The sequence below is a fragment of the Methylovulum psychrotolerans genome (assembly GCF_002923755.1).
Lineage (GTDB): Bacteria > Pseudomonadota > Gammaproteobacteria > Methylococcales > Methylomonadaceae > Methylovulum > Methylovulum psychrotolerans.
In genome coordinates this window covers 188,230-210,791 of sequence record NZ_PGFZ01000006.1, presented here as the reverse complement: position 1 = coordinate 210,791, position 22,562 = coordinate 188,230, and the positions used below count along the sequence as shown (strand labels likewise).

The 22,562-nt window shown below is 55.2% G+C and carries 15 protein-coding genes; 4 read left to right on the top strand and 11 right to left on the bottom strand.

From position 1 onward, the window contains the following. Positions 1–51 precede the first annotated feature (51 nt). The 6 genes from AADEFJLK_RS14255 to AADEFJLK_RS14230 form a co-directional block, all read right to left on the bottom strand. Positions 52–3,579: a PAS domain S-box protein gene (locus tag AADEFJLK_RS14255; RefSeq protein WP_170065123.1), complete on the bottom strand. Its 3,528-nt coding sequence runs from the start codon at positions 3,577–3,579 to the stop codon at positions 52–54. 127 nt (positions 3,580–3,706) lie between these two features. Further along, positions 3,707–4,453 (bottom strand): Crp/Fnr family transcriptional regulator, encoded by a 747-nt coding sequence (locus AADEFJLK_RS14250; RefSeq protein ID WP_211299225.1) that lies wholly within the window; start codon positions 4,451–4,453, stop codon positions 3,707–3,709. A gap of 464 nt (positions 4,454–4,917) precedes the next feature. Beyond that, positions 4,918–5,352: a ferritin family protein gene (locus AADEFJLK_RS14245; protein WP_088621627.1), complete on the bottom strand. Its 435-nt coding sequence runs from the start codon at positions 5,350–5,352 to the stop codon at positions 4,918–4,920. 56 nt (positions 5,353–5,408) lie between these two features. Next, positions 5,409–5,930, bottom strand: a complete 522-nt coding sequence (locus tag AADEFJLK_RS14240) for a hypothetical protein (protein WP_103974722.1) — start codon at positions 5,928–5,930, stop codon at positions 5,409–5,411. 16 nt (positions 5,931–5,946) lie between these two features. Continuing rightward, positions 5,947–6,351: a BON domain-containing protein gene (locus AADEFJLK_RS14235; RefSeq protein ID WP_088619981.1), complete on the bottom strand. Its 405-nt coding sequence runs from the start codon at positions 6,349–6,351 to the stop codon at positions 5,947–5,949. A 70-nt stretch (positions 6,352–6,421) separates the two neighbouring features. Next, the gene (locus AADEFJLK_RS14230) at positions 6,422–6,649 is read right to left on the bottom strand and encodes a DUF883 domain-containing protein (protein WP_146054611.1); all 228 of its coding nucleotides are present in this window, start codon (positions 6,647–6,649) and stop codon (positions 6,422–6,424) included. A gap of 442 nt (positions 6,650–7,091) precedes the next feature. On the opposite strand from AADEFJLK_RS14230, the gene AADEFJLK_RS14225 reads away from it, so the two are divergent. The 4 genes from AADEFJLK_RS14225 to tmpT all read left to right on the top strand — a co-directional run bounded on the left by AADEFJLK_RS14225 (position 7,092) and on the right by tmpT (position 17,426). After that, entirely contained in the window at positions 7,092–7,379 is a 288-nt protein-coding gene (locus tag AADEFJLK_RS14225; protein WP_088619983.1) for a sll1863 family stress response protein, read from the top strand. 157 nt (positions 7,380–7,536) lie between these two features. Then, on the top strand, positions 7,537–7,695 hold the full coding sequence (locus AADEFJLK_RS14220) for a DUF3309 domain-containing protein (protein ID WP_088619984.1): 159 nt from the start codon (positions 7,537–7,539) through the stop codon (positions 7,693–7,695). A gap of 280 nt (positions 7,696–7,975) precedes the next feature. Then, on the top strand, positions 7,976–16,657 hold the full coding sequence (locus AADEFJLK_RS14215; protein ID WP_103974720.1) for a glycoside hydrolase family 94 protein: 8,682 nt from the start codon (positions 7,976–7,978) through the stop codon (positions 16,655–16,657). A 118-nt stretch (positions 16,658–16,775) separates the two neighbouring features. After that, positions 16,776–17,426, top strand: coding sequence for a thiopurine S-methyltransferase (gene tmpT, locus AADEFJLK_RS14210; RefSeq protein ID WP_088621629.1), 651 nt, complete (start codon positions 16,776–16,778; stop codon positions 17,424–17,426). A 47-nt stretch (positions 17,427–17,473) separates the two neighbouring features. On the opposite strand, the gene AADEFJLK_RS14205 is transcribed toward tmpT, so the two are convergent. From AADEFJLK_RS14205 to AADEFJLK_RS14185, 5 genes are all read right to left on the bottom strand, one after another. Further along, positions 17,474–18,763 carry a YhjD/YihY/BrkB family envelope integrity protein gene (locus AADEFJLK_RS14205; protein ID WP_103974719.1) on the bottom strand — a complete coding sequence of 430 codons (1,290 nt, stop codon included), beginning with the start codon at positions 18,761–18,763 and terminating at the stop codon, positions 17,474–17,476. A 92-nt stretch (positions 18,764–18,855) separates the two neighbouring features. Then, positions 18,856–19,740, bottom strand: a complete 885-nt coding sequence (locus AADEFJLK_RS14200; protein ID WP_103974718.1) for a F0F1 ATP synthase subunit gamma — start codon at positions 19,738–19,740, stop codon at positions 18,856–18,858. Further along, a complete protein-coding gene (locus AADEFJLK_RS14195) occupies positions 19,737–21,293 on the bottom strand; it encodes an alternate F1F0 ATPase, F1 subunit alpha (protein ID WP_088619987.1) in 1,557 nt (518 codons plus the stop codon). The genes AADEFJLK_RS14200 and AADEFJLK_RS14195 overlap by 4 nt, the downstream gene beginning before the upstream one ends. Next, positions 21,277–22,083, bottom strand: coding sequence for a F0F1 ATP synthase subunit B family protein (locus AADEFJLK_RS14190; protein ID WP_103974717.1), 807 nt, complete (start codon positions 22,081–22,083; stop codon positions 21,277–21,279). The genes AADEFJLK_RS14195 and AADEFJLK_RS14190 overlap by 17 nt, the downstream gene beginning before the upstream one ends. Positions 22,084–22,086: 3 nt before the next feature. Next, positions 22,087–22,368, bottom strand: coding sequence for a F0F1 ATP synthase subunit C (locus AADEFJLK_RS14185; RefSeq protein WP_088619989.1), 282 nt, complete (start codon positions 22,366–22,368; stop codon positions 22,087–22,089). Positions 22,369–22,562 lie beyond the last annotated feature (194 nt).

Sequence of the window (22,562 nt, the reverse complement as noted above, 5' to 3'; positions counted from 1 at the left end):
ATGGGTTAATGTTAGCCAGCAGCCACAGCATAGGGTTAACCATCAGGCAAGTCATTCCACTTTAATCCGCCGAAGCGGCGGCTTCGATAATTTCAACGCCAAATCTAAGGTGTTCATAAATTCATTGACCCGGATCGGTTTGGTCAGGTAACGGAAAAATCCGGCTTCCAAACCTTTGGCAATATCACGCGGCATAGCGTTGGCGCTGAGCGCGATCACCGGAATATACGATGTTAGCGGATCTTGCGACAAGATTTCCAACGCCATAATGCCGCTAATGCCGGGCAGGTTAATGTCCATCAGGATAACATCCGGTTGCGCGTGCCGGGCAATATCAACCCCCCGGTTGCCGTCGCGTGCCGACAGTAAGCGGATGTCCGGCCTGCTGGCCAGCAAGGTCGCAATCAACAACAGGTTGGCGGGGTTGTCTTCGACACACAGCACGGTATACAGCCGCGCGTCATCGGCCAATAGGGGTTGGGCCATGGCCATAGGTTCGTTATCGCCGTCGACACTGTGCGGTTCGGGCGTGACATTGAGTTCCACCCAAAACATACTGCCCACGCCCACCGTGCTGACCACGCCAATATCGCCGCCCATCAGTTCAACCAAACGCTTACTGACCACCAAGCCAATCCCCGTACCTTCTTCAATACCGTTCTCCTGGCCTAAGCGGTTAAAGGGCTGGAACAGTTGCAAGATTTTCTCTTCTGGCAAACCTTGCCCGGTATCGCGAAAACTGATGCGGACACGCTGGGCCGCGTTGACCTCATAGCTCACCGCCACTTCGCCCGCCACGCGGTTATACTTGATGGCATTGGACAATAAGTTAATAAATATCTGCTTGACCCGTGTCCGGTCGGCTTTGACAAAACAGGGGCTGTCAAAATGCGGGAACGTCACACGGATACCGCTTTTTTGCGCTTGCGGCTCGATCATCAATTGGCAATCACCCAGCACCTCCGCCAACGATACCGGTTCGGGCGACATCAATACTTTGCCCGATTCGATCAAGGCCAGATCCAGGATTTCGTTAATCAACTCCAGCAAATACCAACCGGCCTGTAAAATTTGGTCAATGCTGGCTTTTTGGCTGTCCGTCAGTGACGGTTTGCCCGCTTCGATCAATTGCCCAAAACCCAAAATGGCATTCAGCGGCGAGCGCAATTCATGGCTCATGCTGGAGAGAAAATCGGATTTGGCAAGATTGGCCTTTTCCGCGACAGATTTGGCCAACTCTAAGGCGATATTGGTTTCCTGTAAGGCGTGGTCGAGGAGTTTGCGCTCAGTCACATCCCGCGCCGCCGCGAACACACCTTGCAGGTTACGGTCCCGGTCATAAAACGTCGTGGCATTGTAGGACACCACAGTTTCTTTGCCATTGCGGGTACGCGCGGTCAGTTCGTAATTGGTGACGTTCTTTTCGTTCAGCACCAAATTAATGGCCGCTTCGGCGCGTTCGGGGTTGGTGAAAAAGTTTTTGAACGGTGCGCCAATCAGCTCGTCACGGGTACAGTCGGTGAGCGCTTCCATCTGCTTGTTGACATCGGTGATGATGCCAGCCGGATCGGTAGTCATAATCGCATCGATATTGGCTTCGATCAGCGAACGGGTATAAAACTGTTGGTCACGCAAGCGCTGGTCGAGTTTTTTCTGTTCCTCTTCAACCTGTTTGCGGGCGGTGTTGTCAGTGCCTATCAGCAGATAACCGATAATGGCCTCTTGGGCATCGCGCAAGGCCGTGACCGAGACCACCGCCGGAAAGCGGCTGCCGTCTTTGCGGATGTAGGTCAGTTCGTAAATGTCTTCGATGCCGCGCGAGGCCTTGAACACCAGGGCCTCAAAACCGGGCGTGATCGTGGTTTCCAACTCGGTGCTCAAGGCTTTGGCGCGGGCGATGACCTCTTGCGGGTCGGAAATGTCGGCGGGGGTGATTTTGTTCATCACGTCGGCGGCGGCATAGCCCAACATACGTTCCGCCCCGACATTAAAAATCTGGATGACACCCTTGGCATCGGTGGCGATACTGGAGAAGTTTGCGCTGTTAAAAATGGCGGTCTGTAAAGCCCCCGCTTTGACCAGCTCTTCTTCCGCCTGCTTGCGGGTGGTCAAATCACGCAGAATGCCGGTAAAATAACGCTGCCCATCCAACTGCATTTCGCTCAAGGAAATTTCCAACGGAAACGATCCCCCCGCCTTGTGTTGGCCTACGCTTTCGTATTGTGGCTCCATGCGGCTATTTGCCCTATCACCGTTGGCATTTAAGCAGATACGGCTTTGTTCTTTTGCCCATTCGGGCAGTAATACCCTAAAGTTTTGGCCGATCAGTTCGGCGGCAGTATAGCCAAAAATGCGCTCGGCCGCAGGGTTGACGGTTTCAATGCCGCCGTCCTCGGCATGGAACGTGATGATACCGTCCAACACGGTGTTGAGGATGGTCTGCACCAAGGCGTTACTGTCGTGTAAGGCTTGTTGCACGGCATAGTCGGCGGTGACATCACGGAACACCAACACCGCGCCGATCACTTGGCGGTCGTGGTCACGGATTGGGGCGCAACTGTCGGCAATATCGTATTCGTTACCGTCTTGGGCAATCAGCACCGTATGGTTGGCCAGACCTTGCACCGTGCCATGCTCCAAGGCCGCCATGACCGGAATGGTCGCGGCCAAACGGGTGGTTTTGTTGACGATTTGAAACACCTCGTCGATAGGCCTGCCGATAGCGGTGGCTTGTGTCCAAGCGGTGAGCTTTTCCGCCACCGGATTGAGCAGGGTGATCCGTGCCATGGTATCGGTGGCGATCACGGCATCGCCAATGGAATTGAGGGTAACGGCAAGTTTTTGCTCGTTGCTTTGTAAAACGGCGTTGAGTTGCGCCAGCTCTTTATTCGCGTTTTCCTGCACCTTTAAAAAATGCTGGGTTTGCAGATGCGTGACGTGCTTAAGCCGCTGTTGGGTTTGCCGATAAATCAGGTAAGCAAACGCCGTCGCCGACACCGCCATTATCAAGCTGCTGAAGATAATAATGCTGAATAAACGGCGCATAGCAGCCTGAAACTGGGCTTCGCGCTGCATTAAGGCGGTTTCTTCGCTGTTGATGAAGCCGCCCATTTCGCTACGGATAGCATCCATCCAGCGTTTACCCTCGCCACTGGCTACCGCCGTAACCGCCGCCGCCATACCGGTATGGCGGCGCAACTCAATAACATGCGCCAACTCGGCTATTTGGGCCTCTATCAACGGCGCTATTGTCGTCAGATGTTGTTGGGTTGCCATAGCATTGTCGCCCAAGATCAGTTGCCGCAATTCTTGCAAATGTCCCCCGACTTGGCCGCGTACCGCCGTATAAGGTGCCAGAAAGGTTTCATCGCCCGTCAGCACATAGCCGCGCTGCCCGGTTTCGGCATCTTTCAATTCCGATAACAAACCGTTCGCGTGGCTGATCACAGTATAGGTATGCGCCCTTGCCGCCGCCGCCGCCTCAGTTTGCTTAAATACCCAGAAAGCCAGCGTCGTCACCAGCACGGCGGACAGCACCGCGCCCGCCAGAAAAACCAAAGCCTTAGCGGACGTTTTCAAGGGCAAGTGTCCCTATGTCGTGCCGCTATCAGGCGGGCTAAGAATAGCTGGGCGGTGCTTGGGTTCATGACGTTACCTTTTTCGTTCTTGTTTAGTGGTTTAGGGCCGGTAAAATAAGTGGGCAAAATTAATTCGGAAATTGTTTGGCTGTGCCCGTATCACTCAGCAAACGATAAAATTCTTTCTTGACCACGTCATAACACTCGCAGGTACGCGATTCCAGCCCCGACCGGTCAAGCACGGTGATATGCCCCCGGCGGTAACTGATTAATGCGGCCCGTTGCAGATTGCCGGCGGCTTCAGTAATACCCTCACGGCGTACCCCCAGCATACTGGCGATCAATTCTTGGGTCATGGTCAATTCGTTAGACGGCAATTTATCCAGCGTCAACAACAGCCAGCGGCATAATTGCTGCTCTACCGAATGGTGGCGGTTACATACTGCCGTTTGGGACATTTGCGTCATCAGGGCTTGGGTATAACGCAGTAACAACCGCATCAGTGGCCCGGTGCGGTTGAATTCTTCCATCAGATGACGCGCCTTAAGCCGATAGCCAAAGCCGCCCGTATAGACGGTCGCCAAACTGGGGGTGGTGTTGCCGCCCATAAACAGGGATATGCCGACTATGCCTTCATTGCCGACCCCGGCGATCTCCGCCGATGCGCCGTTTTCCATCACATAATGCAGGGAAACAATGGCTGTGGTGGGGAAATAGACATGCTGCAATTGTTCGGCATACTCGTAAATAACATCCCCTAGGCGCATAGGAACCAGTTCCAGCTGCGGGGCAAGGCGCATAAGTACGTCTTCCGGCAACACGGCAAGAAGATGGTTCTGTTTGGGGTTATGTTGTGCGGACAACTTATCTGCCATGCTCTTGTCCTTGAAGCTTAACGCGGGTGAAAATCAAAATTGCGGCGTATGTAACAACGGAGATAACCTTTTGATAAGAAAATAGTGGGTGGCCTAAACAAAAATATTTACAACCCGTATCCTGCCTCGACCTTGCGGGGTCGACTATAAAGCTACGTCAGTTTGGTAAAAGTAAAGCCCATTAAGTTCCATTTGTCGTTTTAATGTACTCGCCTCGCGGCGGCATGAACAGATAAACGTCAAATACTAACAGTAAAGCCCGCTTGCATCTGTGCGCTAGCGCACAGATGCAAAAGCAAAAATGGCCGGGCTGGCAATCCAACGGCTTTACATACCAAAAGCGCGTACCCGTCAGGCACACGCTTTTGACCGCTTAAACTGAGGAGCGGGCAGAAAATAACCTCGGCATACGCTTATCGTGAGAACGTTTGCCTGAATTATGCCCTACCCATTCCTTAGTCTGTTTAGGCAACTAACAACAATTCCAATGTCCCAATATGCGCGTGTTGGGCGGGCAGTAACTTGGTTTCAATCAACGCCCGAATATCTGCCAGCAGTTCGGTGTCTTCCAAGGCAGACTTATAATCATCCGCACCGCTTTTTTCCCCTTCCAGCAAGGCTTTTAAGACCGATTCTTTACCTAACCAATTGGCGCCGCCCAAGACTATTTTTGCCCATGCTCCCCAAGCGCCTGAGCTTTCGGTAGGCTCGCCTGCCAAACGCTGGTTAAGGGCCTGTAAACTGGCCAAGGCTTCTTTGTGTTCTTCGAGCAGCGGCATCAACACTTCCGACTCGCCTAAGCCGACATCGGCTTTCAACGTATCCAATGCTTGTTGGTAAGTTTCTGTGGCCGATAATTCATTTTTCAGCAATTTTTCAATATCTTTAATGTGTTGCATAACATAACCCCGTGGTGGATAAAACTTGGTAAGATGGAGGAACAGCATCATCTGGCTTAAGCGCTGACTGCGGCTTCAGTCGTGACGGAAATGTCTTCGGCGTGGGCGTGCTCGAAGATTTTTTTGGCGACATCACGCTCTTCGCTAGTGGTCGCCCGCACTGAAATCAAGGCATTACCACTGCTGATTTTGCCCTCGTAGCGTTTGGCTTCATATTCGGGGATGCCCAGGCCGATTAATGCGCCGGTCAAACCACCCGTGGCCGCACCCACTGCCGCCCCGCTCAAAGCACCCATGATCGGGCCGGCGGCGATAAATGGGCCTAAGCCCGGAATCGCCAAACTGCCGATGCCGGCTAACCAGCCAAATATCGCCCCCGCACCTAAGCCCAGCGCACCGCCAATGGCGCCGCCTTCGGGGGATTTAGTGTGTTTTTCATGGGCAAAATCTTGGGTGGTGGATTTGTCCGGGAACAGCACGGAGATGTCGTTATTGGAAAAATCAGCCCCTTTTAAGTGGTTGACGATAAGTTCTGCTTGCTCCATTGATTGGGCGATACAAAATACGGCTTTAGTCATGACGTTCTCCTGGCCTTTATGGCGCTTTATTGTCTAATTGGTTATCTACCTGCATTACGCCCCGTGTTTGTGTGGCGATTTTTTGCAGTTTGGCACTTTCCGCCGCATTGGCTACCGGCCCGCGCAACGTCACCACGCCATTGCGGGTGATGATTTTTGCATTTTTGGCATCCAATGACAGCCATTTGTTTTTAACCACGGCCTTACGGATATGTGCCGTAATGCGGATATCCGTTTTCGTCTCTTTTTGTTCTTCCGGGGTTAAGGTGGTGCCGGACTTGTCGCGGGCATTGGTTTCGGTATTATCTAATGCGGGCCCGGCCGCCAAATAAACGGCGGTCTCATGGTCTGCCTGTGCTATCCCTGTTGCCAGCAGGAAACTGCCGGTTAACGTGAACATCAGCAATAAGCGTCTGGACATAGTGTTCTCCTTAAATGATGGTTGGGTCATGTTGAAGGTTTTCCATGACCGTGTTATCCCCGAATAGGCGCTATTTTGTGCCGACAACCGGGGTGGTAGCTGGGTGGGCGCTTAATAACCGACTTAACACAAAACCCATCCCTACCGCCACGCTGAGTGTGGCGACTGGGTTGTCGTTAATATAGTCCCGGCAATCTGCCATAAACTGCCGCTCCGCGATTTTTAACTGCCGGGCTTTTTTGTTGACTAACGCCGCCGCTTGGCAATGTTCAGGCGGTAATTCATTTGTTGTTTGCATCATCATGCCTTGTAAAAATAAAGGCCGCCAATCGCATCAAAAATGCCTATTGCGTGGCTAACACCTTATTTATTTATTGGTTAGGGGGTGTTTATTACTGTTGGCTTGTAGCAAGCGAGGCCTAAAAAAACGCCTTTAGACAAGTTGACGGGTAGATTAAAGGAAAACAAGCAGGAAGTCGGTGCGTTATCGCACTTAGGGGAATACAGATTGAAAACTTTAAGAACCCCCCGCACCCTCAGCAATGCATAGTAGGATTTCCAAGTGGCCGCGTTGGTCGGATGCCGCCGTCTCCAAAGTACCCTCACCCCGCTGTGTTCGCTACCGAACCGACTTTAGCAATTCTTGCCGTTAAGCTATTTTTGCGTCGCTGATATGGCAGGCTTGCCCATCCTATCAGAGACAGGCAATAGCTACTTTTTAAAAACCTAAGAGAAAGCCGATGAAAACCAAAAACGACTATATAGATAGCATGGCTGCGGAATTAAAAGCCTGGGGAATGCAGATCGATGTGCTGACAGCGCAAGCCGAGCGGTCGGTCGGCACGGCGAAACTGAAATATACCCAAGAGCTGAATTCGCTACGCGGCCATCAGCAAGCGGCCACGCTGAAAATGAGGGATTTGGAGACCGCCAGTGATGACACTTGGGAAAACATCAAAGAAACTGCCGATAAAGTGTGGGATGACCTTAGGACAGGCCTTAGCTCCGCGACCGCCAATTTCAAATAACGTCGTTAAGGGACGGGCATGGCATCAGCCCGTCACTGAAGGCCATTCTGATTGTCGCAACTTGAATGGCCCGCCCCGTGTGGCGATTTCAGGACGGCCTTGTCGGCCATGATGCTTTAACTCCCCCCCCATAATCCCCCACTTTAGGAGCACTACCATGTCACTAGGCACTATTTTACTTATCGTCATTATCCTCATGCTGATCGGGGTAATCCCTACTTGGCCGCACAGCCGCAATTGGGGTTATGCGCCCAGCGGTGGTTTGGGGTTAGTCCTTATCGTTATTCTGGCACTGATTGTTTTAGGCCGGATCTAGCCGCACCAGACCAGCAATCTCCAGCTTGCCAGTATCCGAAGCCGGAGATTCTGGGATTGGGCCCTTAAGCCAGTGAGCAAAAATTTTTTGCAGGATTATCCTCCCTATTTTTCCGCAATATTAAGAAAGCATCGTCATTTTGCACCGACGGCCCCTTCTTAAGCCTGTTTAACAATAGGCACATCGACTGACATGGCCTTTTTATCTCGCGTGGGTTTGGCGGCCAGCCCCCAATCCCCCGTTGAGTATCCACCACATTGACAGCCCCAACAGCACATTTATGATCAAGCACTTACCACAAAAACCGCGTGCCAGAGTCCTCCATCCGGGCGGCGAAGATCCCATACGCTTTGAATTGTTCAGCACCGAGCGGCTGGAACAACACGCGGTCAGTTTGGCGCAGGCGCAGAAAGTCAGCGGCCAAAAACAAGGCCAAAAACTGATTCCGCGTGTGCATGATAATGCCCAAGTGTTGTTTGAAGCCTATCAGGTGGTCGCCAAGGCGGTGCGTGAGCAACACGCCATCACCCCCGCCGCCGAATGGTTACTGGATAACTTCCATATCATTGAGGAGCAGGTCGGCGACATCCAAAACGATTTGCCGGAAAGCTATTATTTGGAATTGCCGAAACTGGCCGATGGGATGCTGGTAGGGTTTCCGCGTGTTTACGGTATCGTCTGGGCCTTGATTGCCCATACCGACAGCCGTTTTTCCGCTGAACTGCTGGCGCATTTTATTAAGGCTTATCAATCGGTCGACCCGTTGACGCTGGGCGAACTGTGGGCGATACCGATCACTTTGCGGATGTTGCTGCTCGATAACCTGCGCCGTTTGGCGGTGCGGGTCATGTCCTCGCAAACTGGCCGGAAGCTCGCCGATGATTTTGTCGACCAAGCCGAACAAATCGCCGCGTTGGCCGATAAGCCGGACGCGCCGTTGCCTACGCCCGTGTTGCCCGCCACGCCGCTGCGCCAATCTTACGCGGTGCAAATTCTGCAACGTTTGCATGACCCGCATTCGGGCGCGATGCCATCCTTGGATTTTCTTAATGAGTGGCTGACGGGTATAGGCCTTAGCCTTGATGATGTCGTGCATTTGGAACATGCCGACCAAATCGCCGACAATGCTTCGGTGCGTAACATCATCACCAGTATGCGGGCGATTTCGGCTTTCGATTGGAGTCTGTTTGTCGAAGAAATCAGTTTGGTTGATGGCTGTTTGCGCACTCATCCCGGCTACACGGCGATGGATTTTCTCACGCGTGACCGTTACCGCCATGCCATTGAAGATTTGGCAAGGCGCTCGCCGCATACCGAATTGGCCATCGCCCAGCAAGTGCTGGCGCAAACCCAGCGCGTCAGCGAACAGACCCAAAGCAACGGACGTTTACAGGAGCCGGGCTTTTATCTGATTGGTGCGGGCAGGTATGAATTTGAGAAAACCGTCGGTTATCAAACCACGTTCCGGCAACGTTGTTTGCGCACCACCATCGCCAACGCCGGGCTGGCCTATATGGGCGGGCTGATGGTATTGACCGGCTTGGTGTTGGCCTTGCCTTTAAGCCTCAGTTACGCGGCGGGCCTTAGCGGCCTGCAATTGGGTTTGCTGGCTCTGTTTGGGGTGTTTCCGGCCTCCGATATGGCGGTGTGCTTGGTCAACCACCTTATCAGTATTGGCCTGCCGCCCCGGCATTTACCGCGCTTGGAATTTAAGGGCGGCGTACCTGAACCGTTAAGTACGTTTGTGGTGGTGCCGACGCTGTTTATCAACGAAGCGGGGGTGCTAAACCAAGTCGGACAAATGGAAGTCCGGTATTTGGCGAATCCCGAAGGGCGGGTATTTTTTGCCTTGTTATCGGACGGTTGCGATGCCGATACCGAAATGTTGCCGAATGACGCAAGCTTGCTGGCCTGCGCCTTGGCGGCGGTAGCCGTGCTCAACGCCAAATACGGCGGGGAACGGTTTTTTGTCTTCCATCGCCGACGGCTGTGGAATGCCAGCGAAGGCAAGTGGATGGGCTGGGAACGCAAGCGCGGCAAGCTGCATGAATTTAACCGCTTGTTGCGGGGCGCGACTGATACCAGTTTTTTGCCGATTGACGGCCACGCCGCCGCCACGCCGTCCGGGGTGTGCTATGTCATTACCTTGGATGCCGACACCAAATTGCCGATGGGGGTGGTCAGCCAATTGGTCGGGGTCGCGGCCCATCCGCTGAACCAACCGGTGTTTGACGCGGCTTGCCAGCAGGTGGTGGACGGCTACAGTATCCTCCAGCCGCGCGTTACCCCCACCTTGCCGCTGCGGCAAGAACATTCGATGTTCCACCAAATTTTTGCCGGGACTTCGGGGACTGACGCTTACGCCAGTTCCGTGTCTGAAGTGTATCAAGATTTGTTTGCCCTGAGCACCTACAGCGGCAAAGGCCTGTACCATGTCGATAGTTTTGAGGCCGCCTTGGCAGGGCGGGTGCCCGATAACACCCAGCTCAGCCATGATTTGTTCGAGAGCGTGTTCGCCCGTTGCGCCTTGGTCAGTGATATTGAGTTTTTTGAAGAATTCCCATCCCATACTGAGGTTGCGGCATCGCGGGAGCATCGCTGGGCACGGGGCGATTGGCAGTTATTGCCGTGGATTTTTGGCCGTGGCGGTAAGGGGATGCCGATCATTGGTCGCTGGAAAATGCTCGATAATTTGCGCCGCTCGCTGTCCGCACCCGGCACTTTTTGCGCCTTGGTCACCATCTGGGCGATACCGAACGCCCCGCTGGCGGTATTGCTGGGCTTTGTCCTGACGGCCTTGGCGTTTCCGGCCATTTTAGCCATCACCAGCGAATGCAGCTTACCCCGGCGCGGCATTACCTTACTGACCCATGTCCGGGTGGCGGTGGAAAATATCCTTTTGGCGATCGTCAACAGTATTGTCGCCTTGACCTTACTGGCCCAACACGCTTGGCGGATGTTGGACGCGATAGGCTGCACCCTGATCCGGCTGTTTATTACCCGCCGCCAATTGCTGAAATGGGTTACGGCCTTACAGGCCAAAAATGCGTCCGGCCATACCCTGAAAAAGCTTATCCGCCCGCTGCTTGGCTCGTCCATCGTCGTCGGTACGGCGGCGACCGTGGTGTTGGTGTTTAATCCTGCCGGCATGGGCATAGCCGCGCCGTTTTTACTGTTATGGTGGCTGGCGCCTATCGCCGCCCGCGCCTTGAGCTTGCCGCCCCATTTGGATAACGCCGAAGCCTTATTAGCCGCCGATAGCGCCCAACTGCGCCTGATAGGCCGACGGATTTGGCGGTTTTTCACGACGTTTGTCACAGCAGAGGAAAACTACCTGCCGCCGGATAATTTTCAGGAAGACCCGGAACCGGTGATCGCGCACCGCAGTTCACCGACCAATTTTGGTTTGTATTTGCTGTCGGTGGTGGCCGCCCGCGATTTCGGCTGGCTAGGCCTGACCGACACCGTCCAGCGTCTGGAAGCGACCTTAGCAACTTTGAGCGCCCTGCCGCGTTTGCACGGGCATTTTTACAATTGGTATGACACCCAAAGCTTACAGGTGTTGGAACCTAGCTACCTGTCGACCGTAGACAGCGGCAATCTGGCGGGGCATTTGTTGGCCTTATCGGAAACCTGCCAAGAGTTTTTGGCCAGCCCTCCATTAGCCCCGGCCAATGCCTTGCTGGGGCTGGCGGACACCCAGCAGTTGTTACTGGCGGCCCTCGCCCAGATGACCGATGATAAACGGACATTGACCGTAACGTTTAAGGAATTGCAGCAAAAAAGCCTGAGCATCGGCGATCTGTTGGCCAGCCGCCCCACCGACACCGAGGCGTGGGGTTCCTTGTGGCGGCAATTGACCTTAAGCACCGAAACCCTGCACGACTTGGCTAGGGCTTATGCCGCTGAACGCGGTGAAATAGCGGACAATGAAGTGTTGGTTTGGGCTAAGTTGTTACGCAACGATACCCGTTCCCATGTCTTGGATATGCGCACGTTGTTGCCATGGCTGCCCGGCTCAGGACGTTTTATCGGCAGTACGGTGACGCAAACGCCGTATTTGACCTTGGATACACCGCTTAACGGCTTAGCGGCTTTGTATGGCCAAGTCTTGGCCGAGCTAAATGGCCTAGAGCCAAAATCGGCGGATGCCCATGCGTTGGCCGTGCTGTTAGGGCAAGCCAGAGACCAAACCGACAGTCTTACCCGCCGTTTGGCCGCCTTGGTCATGCAGGCAGATAAGCTGTTTTATGATATGGATTTTAGCTTTCTGTATGACCCGGAATGCCAGTTATTTTCCATCGGCTACCGCGTCACCGAAGGCATCTTAGACCCCAGTTATTACGATCTGCTGGCTTCCGAAGCCCGGCTGGCCAGTTTTATCGCCATTGCCAAGCGCGATGTGCCGGGTACGCATTGGTTCCATTTAGGGCGCAGGGTGACCCGCGCCGCCAAAGGTACGGTGTTGTTGTCGTGGTCGGGGTCGATGTTTGAATACCTGATGCCGTCTTTGGTAACCTTTACGCCACGCTACAGCTTGCTCGACCAAACCTGCCGCTTAGTCGTCATGCGCCAGATTGAATACGGTAAGGAATGTAATGTGCCGTGGGGGGTGTCCGAATCAGCCTTTAATAGCCGTGACCTGCAATTCACTTATCAATATTGCGCGTTTGGGGTGCCGGATTTGGGCATGAAACGCGGCTTGGATGATGACTTGGTCATTTCCCCTTACGCCACCGCCTTGGCGGCCATGTATCTGCCCCATGCCGCCGTGGAAAATTTCACCCGCTTGGAAAACGTCGGGGCGTTGGGGCGGTACGGTTTTTATGAAGCCTTGGATTTCACGCCCAGCCGTCTCGCGGAAGGGCAAAAATTTGCGGTGGTGCGCTGTTATATGGCGCACCATCAAGGCATGTCGCTGGTGGCTTTCGCCAATGCCGTCCATGACGGGCTGATGCGCCACCGTTTCCACCGGGCACCATTGATCCAAGCCGCTGACCTGTTATTGCAAGAACGGATTCCGCGCGGCGCCGACACCAACAGCTTGCCGGTTTTACAAGGTTTGGCCGCCGTCAAAGATTCGGTGCAACCGCCGGTGCGGCGCGTACCGTCACCGACTTCGCATGTGCCTTCGGCGCATTTGTTGTCGAATGGCCGTTATGCGGTGATGGTCACCGCCGCCGGTTCGGGTTATAGCGCGTGGCGCAATCTGGCGGTGACACGCTGGCGTGAAGATGTCACCCGCGACAGTTGGGGCAGTTATATTTATCTGCGTGATGTCGGCACCGGCCAAGTGTGGTCGGCAGGTTACCAACCCACCGTCGCACAGCCCGATACTTATGAGGTGTTATTTGCCGAAGACCGGGTGCGCTTGATCCGCACCGATGGCGATATTATCAGCACCTTAGAGATTGTCGTCTCGCCGGAAGACGATGCCGAAATTCGCCGCCTGAGCGTGACCAATAAAGGCCCGCGCACCCGCGAGATTGAAATCACTTCTTACGCCGAGATTGTCCTGGCCGCCATGCCGACCGATATTGCCCATCCGGCCTTCGCCAATTTGTTCATCCATACCGAACATTTGCCGCAAGCCCACGGGCTGCTCGCCTACCGCCGCCCCCGCACCAGCACAGGGCCGGTGTTATGGGCGGCGCATGTGTTGGCGGGTCGGCAAAATGGCCAAGGCTTTCAATATGAAACCGACCGCGCCCGCTTTATTGGCCGTGGCCAAACCCTGCGTGAACCGATTGCGGTGATGGACGGCAGGCCGCTCAGCAACACGGTCGGGGCGGTGCTAGACCCGATTTTCAGTTTGCGTACCCGCTTGCGTATCGCCCCCGGCACAACCGAACATGCCACGTTCACCACTTTGATTGCCGGCACCCGCCTAGAAGCGGAAAATTTGGCCGACAAATACCACAATGTCGCGGCATTTGAGCGGGTCTCGTCCTTGGCGTGGACACATGCGCACATCCAACTGCATCATTTACGCACCAAACCCGATGAGGCGCAATTGTTCCAGGATTTGGCCAACCGCCTGCTGTTTGCCGACCCGTCGTTGCGCTCCAGCAGCAAGCTGATGCAGATGAACACCTTGAATGTCACCGGTTTATGGCGTTACGGCATTTCTGGTGACCGCCCGATTATCCTGTTGCGCGTGACCGATTATGAAGACCGGGGCATTGTTGAGCAATTACTCCGCGCCCATGAATATTGGCGTATGAAAGGGCTGGCGGTCGATTTGGTGGTGCTAAACGAAAAGGAATTGTCCTACATTGAAGATCTGCAAGCCTTATTGGAAAATATGGTGCGCGAAAGCCTGGCCCTGTCAACGCATCAGGAACCGGAAAACCAAGGCGCTATTTTCGTCATGCGCGGCGACCAGCTCCCGTTAGAAGAACGGGGGCTGTTGCTGACTGCCGCCCGCGTGGTGCTGGTCAGTAGCCGTGGTACCTTGGCGGAACAATTATTAAGGCGGCCGCGCCCCAGTTCCGCTTTCGCCACCCCGAAAGCTCTGCCCGGCCCCCGTTGCCCCGCACCCGCCTTGGCCTTGCCGCCGCTGGAGTTTTTCAATGGCTTGGGGGGCTTTGCCGAAGATGGGCGCGAGTATGTCATTGTCTTGGATAACGGCCAGTGGACACCCGCCCCGTGGCTTAACGTCATCGCCAATGCCGGATTTGGCTTTACTGTGTCGGAACTGGGCAGCGGTTGTACTTGGTCGGGCAATAGCCGTGAAAACCAATTGACCCCATGGTCTAACGACCCGGTCAGCGACCCGCCCGGCGAAGCGTTTTATATCCGTGATGAGGAGACTGGCGAGTTATGGAGCCCGACCGCCTTGCCGATTCGGGTGGACAATGCCAGTTATGTGATCCGGCACGGCCAAGGTTATAGCCGTTTTGAGCATGTTTCGCACGGTATCCATAGCGAATTGCTGCAATTGGTCAGCCCTGATGACCCCATCAAAATCTCCGCCTTAACCCTGACCAACGTCTCTGGCCGCCCGCGCAAACTGTCGGTGACGGCCTACATCGAATGGGTACTGGGCGCGTCACGCAGCGTCACCGCGCCGCACATCATCACCGAACGGGATCCGCTTACCGGAGCCGTATTTGCTTATAACGCCTGGGATGCCGAATGGGGCGAACACATCGCCTTTGCCGATCTGGGAGGCGTGCAGGCGAATTGGACGGCCAACCGCGCCGAGTTTATTGGCCGCAACGGCAGTTTGGACACTCCCGCCGGGTTGCTGGGTGCCAAGCCGCTCAAAAATCGCGTTGGGGCAGGGCTAGACCCTTGCGCCGCCTTGCAAACTTTGATTGAACTCACCCCTAACGGGCGTACAGAAGTTATTTTTCTGTTAGGGCAAGGCCAAGACCGCAGCCAAGCCAGCGAGCTGATACGGCGTTACCGTGCCATACCCGTTGCCGATACCTTGGCGCAAGTGAGCCAAACCTGGGAAAAAGTCTTGGGTAAAGTCCAGGTGAAAACCCCAGACCGCGAATTGGATATTCTGTTAAACCGCTGGTTGCTGTATCAAACCCTGAGCTGCCGGATGTGGGCGCGGGCAGGCTTCTATCAAGTCGGTGGGGCTTATGGTTTCCGCGACCAACTCCAAGACAGCATGGCCTTGGCCGTGGCGCGGCCAGATTTGACCCGTGCCCATCTGCTCCGCGCGGCGGCACGGCAATTTGCTGAAGGCGATGTCCAACATTGGTGGCATCCGCCGACAGGCCGGGGGGTACGCACCCACTTTTCCGATGACCGGATCTGGTTGCCTTATGTGGCCGCACACTATATGAAAGTCAGCGGTGACACGGCGGTGCTGGATGAGGCTCTGCCCTTTCTGGAAGGCGAGTTGCTGAAACCTGAACAAGAAGATGCCTATTTCCAACCCGCACTCTCTACGCAACAAGCCAGTTTATTTGAACACTGCGCCCGCGCCCTGGATATCAGCTTGGCGACGGGGGTACATGGCCTGCCGTTAATGGGCAGCGGCGATTGGAATGACGGCATGAACCGCGTCGGCGAGCAGGGCAAGGGCGAAAGCGTGTGGCTGGCGTGGTTTTTAATCGCCACCCTCAACGAATTCGCCACCGTGGCGCAGGCGCGGGGCGACACCGAGCGCAGCAGCCGTTGGTTGGCACACGCTGGGCAATTAAAAGCCGCCGTAGAAGCCGAAGCATGGGACGGTGCCTGGTATCGGCGGGCGTATTTTGATGACGGTACGCCATTAGGTTCCGCCGCCAATGCCGAATGCCGGATTGATTCCATCGCGCAAAGTTGGGCGGTGCTGTCCGGCGTGGCCGATGACGCACGCGCCCGCCGGGCGATGAATTCCGTCCAGGAATATCTGGTGCGCGACGGTGAAGAATTGCTGTTACTGTTCACGCCGCCTTTCGACAAAACTGAACACGACCCCGGCTATATCAAAAGCTATCCGCCGGGGGTGCGTGAGAACGGTGGCCAATATACCCATGCGGCAGTCTGGTCGGTGATTGCCTACGCTATGCTCGGAGACGGCGACCAAGCCGCCGAATTGTTACGGATGCTCAACCCTATCAGACGCACCGCCACCCGTACTGGCGTTTATGCCTACAAGGTCGAGCCTTTTGTGTTGGCGGCGGATATTTATGCCGAACCGCCGCATAGCCGCCGGGGTGGTTGGACGTGGTATACCGGGGCGGCAGGTTGGTATTACCGCGCCGGCTTGGAAAATGTCTTAGGCCTGCAAGTCCGTGCCGGTACCTTAATTTTTAACCCTTGTATCCCTAAAGCCTGGCGCACTTACAGCCTGGTGTATCAGCATGAAACCAGCCGTTACCAGATTACGGTGGAAAATCCTAACGGCGTTATGCGTGGCGTGACATTGTTGGAAATGGACGGCAAACGCCAAACGGCAGGTGGCATTACCTTACAGGATGACGGGAAAATACATGAGGTTCGGGTGGTAATGGGCTAGCAATACCTATAAAATCAGCCAGGAAACGTTGATTGGCATGGCCGATAGCGCACAGCATTTCGGTAGCCGCCAGAAAACGGCGTTATAGCTAAAGTAAACCTCATGGGAGACATTGATCGTGGATACAGCGTTTTGGCAGCAAAAGTGGGAAAATAATGACATTGCCTTTCACCAAAGTACCACTAATCCGCTTTTGGTAAACTATTTTAAGGCACTTTCCCTAACCAAGGGTAGCCGTGTCTTTTTGCCTTTATGCGGTAAGACCCTTGATATTCCTTGGCTACTGGCCAATGGCTATCGTGTTGTCGGTGCTGAATTGAGCAAAATTGCCATTGGGCAATTATTTTCTACATTGGGGGTGGCGCCGAAAATATCCGCACTGGGCAAGCTAGAGCGCTACAGCGCCGAAAATATCGACATATTCGTAGGTGATATATTTGACTTGTCTGGCGAGTTGCTGGGCGTGGCCGATGCCATTTATGACCGGGCGGCGTTGGTCGCCCTCCCGGAAGCGGTACGCAACCGATACACCGCACATTTAATGGCGATAACCGCTACAGCGCCGCAGTTGCTCATTTGCTATGAGTACGACCAAAACGTGCTGGCGGGCCCGCCTTTTTCAGTCAGTAATGAGGAAGTACAGCGGCATTATAATGCCGCTTATGAGTTGACCCTTATAGCAAGCACAGCCGTTGCCGGGGGGCTGAAAGGCCAATGTGCGGCACAAGAAAACGTTTGGCTGCTAAAAAATGACCGCTCCGGGTCTTGATTCAGGCGGACATCTGCTGCATCCTCCCGGCAAGTGCGGCTATCCCCTTAGGTCGGTGTGGTGGGAAGGGCCGCTATTTTTGCGCTGACCAGCTCGCGTAAATTACGTTCTTGCAACACGGCGCCGATACTGCCATCCAACTCGCTAAACAACGCTTGCAGGCTATCGGTTGCCTGTAGGGCGGGCTGATCGCCGTCGCTGCGTATTGCCCGGATAATATCGCGCAATAAAATGGTGTCGGTATCGTGTGCCGGCCTATAGGTTTTGGTGTCGCCGTCAATAACCACGACCAAGCCGTGCTGTTGCAGGCAAGCCAATAAGGCGGCGACCGGCTCCCACGGCATGTTTATTGTCTCTGAGAGGCTTTGCAAGGTGCAGGCCGCCCCGCCTTGCAGATATTGCCGCCCGATCAGATGCATCAGCAGCAAACCCAGCTGTTCTTGGGAGCGGATGCTCAGGCGTGGGCTACGGCTGGCATAGCTCAGATAATGCGGAAACTGGATATAAAACGTCATCACGCCGCCCAGCAATAAGATCAGCCAACTGAGGTACAGCCAAATCATAGCCACCAAAATGACCGCAAAACCGGAATAAATGGCGCTGTATTGGGCGGAGTCGACAATAAAAACCGCGAAGATAAAGCCCGTCGCTTTCCAGACTAAGCCTGCACACACCCCGCCGATCAAGGCCGGGCGCAGTTTGACCGGGGTATTGGGAATAAACGCATAGACAAAGGTGAAGGCGGCAATCATCAGCACATAAGGCAGGATTAGCCCCGCCAGATAATACACCGTGCCGAACGGTTCTAACGCGATCAGGCGTTGCACTAAGGCGGTGCTGGTCATGGAAGCGGCAATGCCTAGGCCGGAAAACAGCAGTACCGGCCCTATCATGATAACACTGAGATAATCGCTGAAACGGCGGTATAAAGAGCGCGGCTTGGCGACCCGCCAAATATGGTTAAAGCACTCCTCCACTTGCTCCAGTAAAGATACCGCTGTGTAAAACAGCGTCAGAAAACCGACGAAGCCGAGGACACCGACTTGGATATTATCGACAAAGGTGATGATTTTATCGGTCACTTCCTGAGCATTGCCCCTTAGCGGTGCCAGCAATTCGGTCAATAACGCCTGGATTTGGTTATGTACGCCAAAGGCCTTAAGGATGGAAAAACTTACCGCCAGCAAGGGCGCGAGCGCGAGTAAGCTGGTATATACCAAGCTCATTGCCCGAAACTTAAGGCCGCCTTCGTTGAATTCGCGCAAGCTAATGCGTAATAAGAGTTTCAGCCCCGCAGCGGCAGCTTGGCGTTGTTCAGTAAAATTAAGGTGAGCCATAAGTATCGGATGGGCGGTGAGGGAGCGTTAACATGCCTTGATGGCTGCCAGGGGAGGCAAGCCGGGTGGTGCTTAGCGTTTATTTTGCCCAGTCATTTCGCCAATGACTCGTAACCGGCGATAACATCAAACAATTCTTCGTCAATCGCGCTCTGGCGCAGGCGGTGGAAGGTACTGTGCAAATTTTCCAGCAGGCCGTCGATGTTTTTATCGGCGCGTTCCATCGCCGCCAAGCGGCTGGCGTTTTCGCTGGCCAGGGATTCGGCGCAGGCGCGGAACAGTGAAATAAACAAATATTCGCGGATTAAGGCGCGTAATGTGGCCGTACCGCCGCATAAGGTTTCGGGCAAGTTTCTGGTCGGCCAAGGAATGTCCGCCAAGCCTTGTTGCCATTCTGAATCCAGGGGCAGCAGGCGTTGGCTGGCCGGTTCATACAGCGAACCGCTTTGCGGGCGGTTATGGAAGACATACAGCCGGGTATAGCCGGCTTTGGCGCGGTGGGTTTCGCTGTCGATTTGAATCTGCCCGACCAGCGGCGCGATAGCTTTGACCGAATTCGGCACACTGAACAGCCCTAACGGCGGCAAACCTGCCGCCGCCAAACGGTCATGGACACGTTCGCCGACTGCCCAGACGTGGGCTTGGCCGGGCAGCGCCGCGAGTGCGGCTAGGGTGTAATCGGCGATCACATCATTAAACTGCCCGACCAAACCTTGGTCGGAGCCAAACACAATCACCCCAAATAAGCCCTTGTCGTTGGGTTGTGCCTCAGCCGCCGCCGGAATGCCCGGCGGGCTGGCACGAAAACATGCCCCTAAACCCAACTCAATAGTGCGGGTGTAATCCTGCAAGGCGCGTACCGAATTTTCATATTGCCCGACGCTGGAGGCCGCCAAGGCTTTCATGGTGCGCACTACCGATTGCAGGTCTTCGGCGCTGCTGATTTTCCGGCGCAAGCTGGCCGGGCTATCGCTCATGGCGTTTTGTCCTTGCCCGTCTCAGCTGGGGGCTGGAAACGGGTCAGGGCCAGGCGGGCAATATCCAGTAACCGCTTGCGGTCTTCATCGCTGAGCTTATCGGCATTGGCAAAACGTGTACAGATTTCCGCCGGAATGTTTGCCGCCGCTGCCTGTACGGCTTGTTCGGCGGCGGGCATTTGCTCAAGCGGCACGGCATCGAAAAGGTCGGCGGTCAGCGCTAACAAAATGAGGATTTGCGCGGGTACGGAGACCGGGGCGAATTCAGGTTGCTTAAGGCAAGCACGGATGCGCCGCCCGTGGTCAAGGGTTTTGCGGGTGTGGTCGTCAAGACGGGCACCGAAACGGGCAAAGGTTTCTAACTCCTCGAATTGTGCGTAAGCCAGCTTAAGGTCGCCCGCCGCCGCCCGAAAGCTGGCCCATTGCGCTTTACCGCCGACCCGCGACACCGATTTGCCGATGTCAACGGCAGGTAATACGCCCAATTCAAACAGCGACGGCGACAAATAAATTTGCCCGTCGGTGATCGAAATCAGGTTAGTCGGAATATAGGCGGACATGTTTTGTGCTTCCGTTTCGGTGATGGGCAAGGCGGTCAGCGAACCGCCGCCCAATGCCGCGCCCAAATGGGTCGCCCGCTCCAGCAAACGGGAATGGATGTAAAAAATGTCGCCAGGGAACGCTTCCCGGCCCGGCGGGCGGCGCAGCAACAGGGACAGTTCCCGATAAGCGCGGGCATGTTGGGTCAAGTCGTCATACACAATCAGCACGTCACGGCCTTGTTCCATGAAATGCTCGGCAATGCTGGTGGCGGCATAAGGTGCGATATAGGTAAGCCCCGGCGGGTTATTGCCTTCGGTCACCACGACTACCGTGTAGGCCAAAGCCCCTTGCTCGCGCAACACCGCCACGGTTTTCGCCACGGCGGAAGCCCGCTGGCCTATCGCGCAATAAACACAAAGCACATTTTGGTCGCGTTGGTTAAGGATGGTGTCGATAGCCAATGCCGTTTTTCCGGTTTGCCGATCGCCCAAAATCAACTCGCGTTGGCCGCGCCCGATAGGGATCAGCGCGTCGATGACTTTAATGCCAGTCTGTAGCGGCACATTGACGGGCGACCTGTCCATAATGGCGACGGCGGGGCGTTCGACGGGGAGCCGCGCCGTGGTGTGTACAGGGCCGTTACCGTCGAGAGGCCGTCCGAGCGGGTCGATGACGCGGCCTAACAAGCCGTCGCCTACGCCTACGTCCATTACCCGCCCGGTGCGGGTGACTTCATCACCTGCGCGTAATTGCCAATGCTCACCGAGCAACACGACACCGACTTCATCCTCATCAATGTTAAACGCAATGCCAAAGACATCGCCGGGGAATTGGACCAGCTCTTCAAAACCGACTCCCGGCAACCCTGACACTTTAGCGATGCCAGTGGCGACGCTAGTCAGCGTCCCGACCTCGCGCAAGCGCAGTTGCGGCGTGAAGGTTTCCCGGACTTGGCTGAGTTCGGCAAAGGCGGCGGTAAAAACCGCTTCCAGGTTAGCTTCCCTGTTCATTGGCGTTGGGTTGGGGCTGAGTTTCAGGTGCGTCGGCGTTAGGCAGCAGCGCCGCAACGGCCTGTTCCAGTGAGGTCAGATAATCGTCGATGCTCCAAGCCACTTTTTGGCCATTGACGCTCAGCTCAAGGCCGCTGACCAAGTCCGGGGCGGTGACAAACTGGAGGGGGACTTGTGCCGAAAAGGTTTCGTTGACCGCCTGTTGGAGCGCCACACGTTGCGCCTCAGGCAATGCCACCGCACTGCGTAGCAGTGCAGGTTCGGCGGCGCTTTGGCAGGCTTGCGCCAGCACGGCCTTATCTTGCCCCTCTAAGGCGCGGAGGCGGCGTATAAACAACTCGCCCAAGCGTTCTTCCAAACCCGTTTCGGCCAGATCCGCCAAGGTTTTGCGGGCAATGGCAAAGACTTCCTGCTGGGTACGTTGGCGGATCGTCTGATGCAGGTTTTGGGCTTCGCTACGCAAACTCTCCAGACGTTGGGCGCTTAAGGTATCCGCCGCCTGCCGCGCCGCCGTCATCAGCCGTTGCCGTTCGGCTTCGGCATCGGCCACGGCCTGCTGTAACCGTTGGGCGCGTTCTTGGCCGAACACTTGGTTGTTGTGCTGGAACTCGTTGTACTGCTGTTGGGCTTGCGCCATCTTGGCGGCTGCTGCGCTCAGTTCCGCCGCAATACGTTTTTCCCGCTCGTCAATTGCCTGGAGAATAGGGCGGTATAAAAACCGTTTCATCAACCCCACCAGAAGCAAAAAATTAAGGGTTTGGGCACCGACAGTGAACCAATCGATCAACATGGCTTATTTTCCCACGGTTTGGGCGATGACATGATTCCAAAACGGGTTGGCAAAAATAAGGATCATGGACACCACAAAACAGTAAATGGCGGTGGATTCAATCATCGCCAGACCGACAAACAAAGTGCGGGTAATGGTAGCGGAGGCATCGGGCTGTTGGGCCAGTGAGGTAAGCGCAGTCGAAACCGCTTTTCCTTCCGCCAAGGCCGGCCCCAGACAACCGAAACTGGTGGTCATACCAGCGGTAATGATAGAGGCCATTGCAATGAGGGTGGTGTTATCCATAGTTTATGTCCCGTAGTTCGTGGTAGTTTCAAGTTTTGGCGTTACGCAGTAACGTCGCTTTACCCCGGTTTGCCGCGCCGAGCATCGCAGGTTTTGTCGGGATCAGCCCGAAGGGGCGCGGCAGGGATGCCGCGCGTCGGCAGGTGGGCAGGAGCCCACTCTGCCGACCCCCGACAAAACCGAGAAGCGCAGGA

Bases quoted from the DNA above. Each gene is read 5' to 3' on its own strand.
- AADEFJLK_RS14250 (WP_211299225.1), bottom strand. From the start codon at position 4,453: ATGGCAGATAAGTTGTCCGCACAACATAACCCCAAACAGAACCATCTT.
- AADEFJLK_RS14220 (WP_088619984.1), top strand. From the start codon at position 7,537: ATGTCACTAGGCACTATTTTACTTATCGTCATTATCCTCATGCTGATC.
- AADEFJLK_RS14200 (WP_103974718.1), bottom strand. From the start codon at position 19,740: ATGAGCGATAGCCCGGCCAGCTTGCGCCGGAAAATCAGCAGCGCCGAA.
- AADEFJLK_RS14205 (WP_103974719.1), bottom strand. From the start codon at position 18,763: ATGGCTCACCTTAATTTTACTGAACAACGCCAAGCTGCCGCTGCGGGG.
- AADEFJLK_RS14240 (WP_103974722.1), bottom strand. From the start codon at position 5,930: ATGACTAAAGCCGTATTTTGTATCGCCCAATCAATGGAGCAAGCAGAA.
- AADEFJLK_RS14225 (WP_088619983.1), top strand. From the start codon at position 7,092: ATGAAAACCAAAAACGACTATATAGATAGCATGGCTGCGGAATTAAAA.
- AADEFJLK_RS14190 (WP_103974717.1), bottom strand. From the start codon at position 22,083: ATGTTGATCGATTGGTTCACTGTCGGTGCCCAAACCCTTAATTTTTTG.
- AADEFJLK_RS14195 (WP_088619987.1), bottom strand. From the start codon at position 21,293: ATGAACAGGGAAGCTAACCTGGAAGCGGTTTTTACCGCCGCCTTTGCC.
- AADEFJLK_RS14185 (WP_088619989.1), bottom strand. From the start codon at position 22,368: ATGGATAACACCACCCTCATTGCAATGGCCTCTATCATTACCGCTGGT.
- AADEFJLK_RS14230 (WP_146054611.1), bottom strand. From the start codon at position 6,649: ATGCAAACAACAAATGAATTACCGCCTGAACATTGCCAAGCGGCGGCG.
- AADEFJLK_RS14215 (WP_103974720.1), top strand. From the start codon at position 7,976: ATGATCAAGCACTTACCACAAAAACCGCGTGCCAGAGTCCTCCATCCG.
- AADEFJLK_RS14245 (WP_088621627.1), bottom strand. From the start codon at position 5,352: ATGCAACACATTAAAGATATTGAAAAATTGCTGAAAAATGAATTATCG.
- AADEFJLK_RS14235 (WP_088619981.1), bottom strand. From the start codon at position 6,351: ATGTCCAGACGCTTATTGCTGATGTTCACGTTAACCGGCAGTTTCCTG.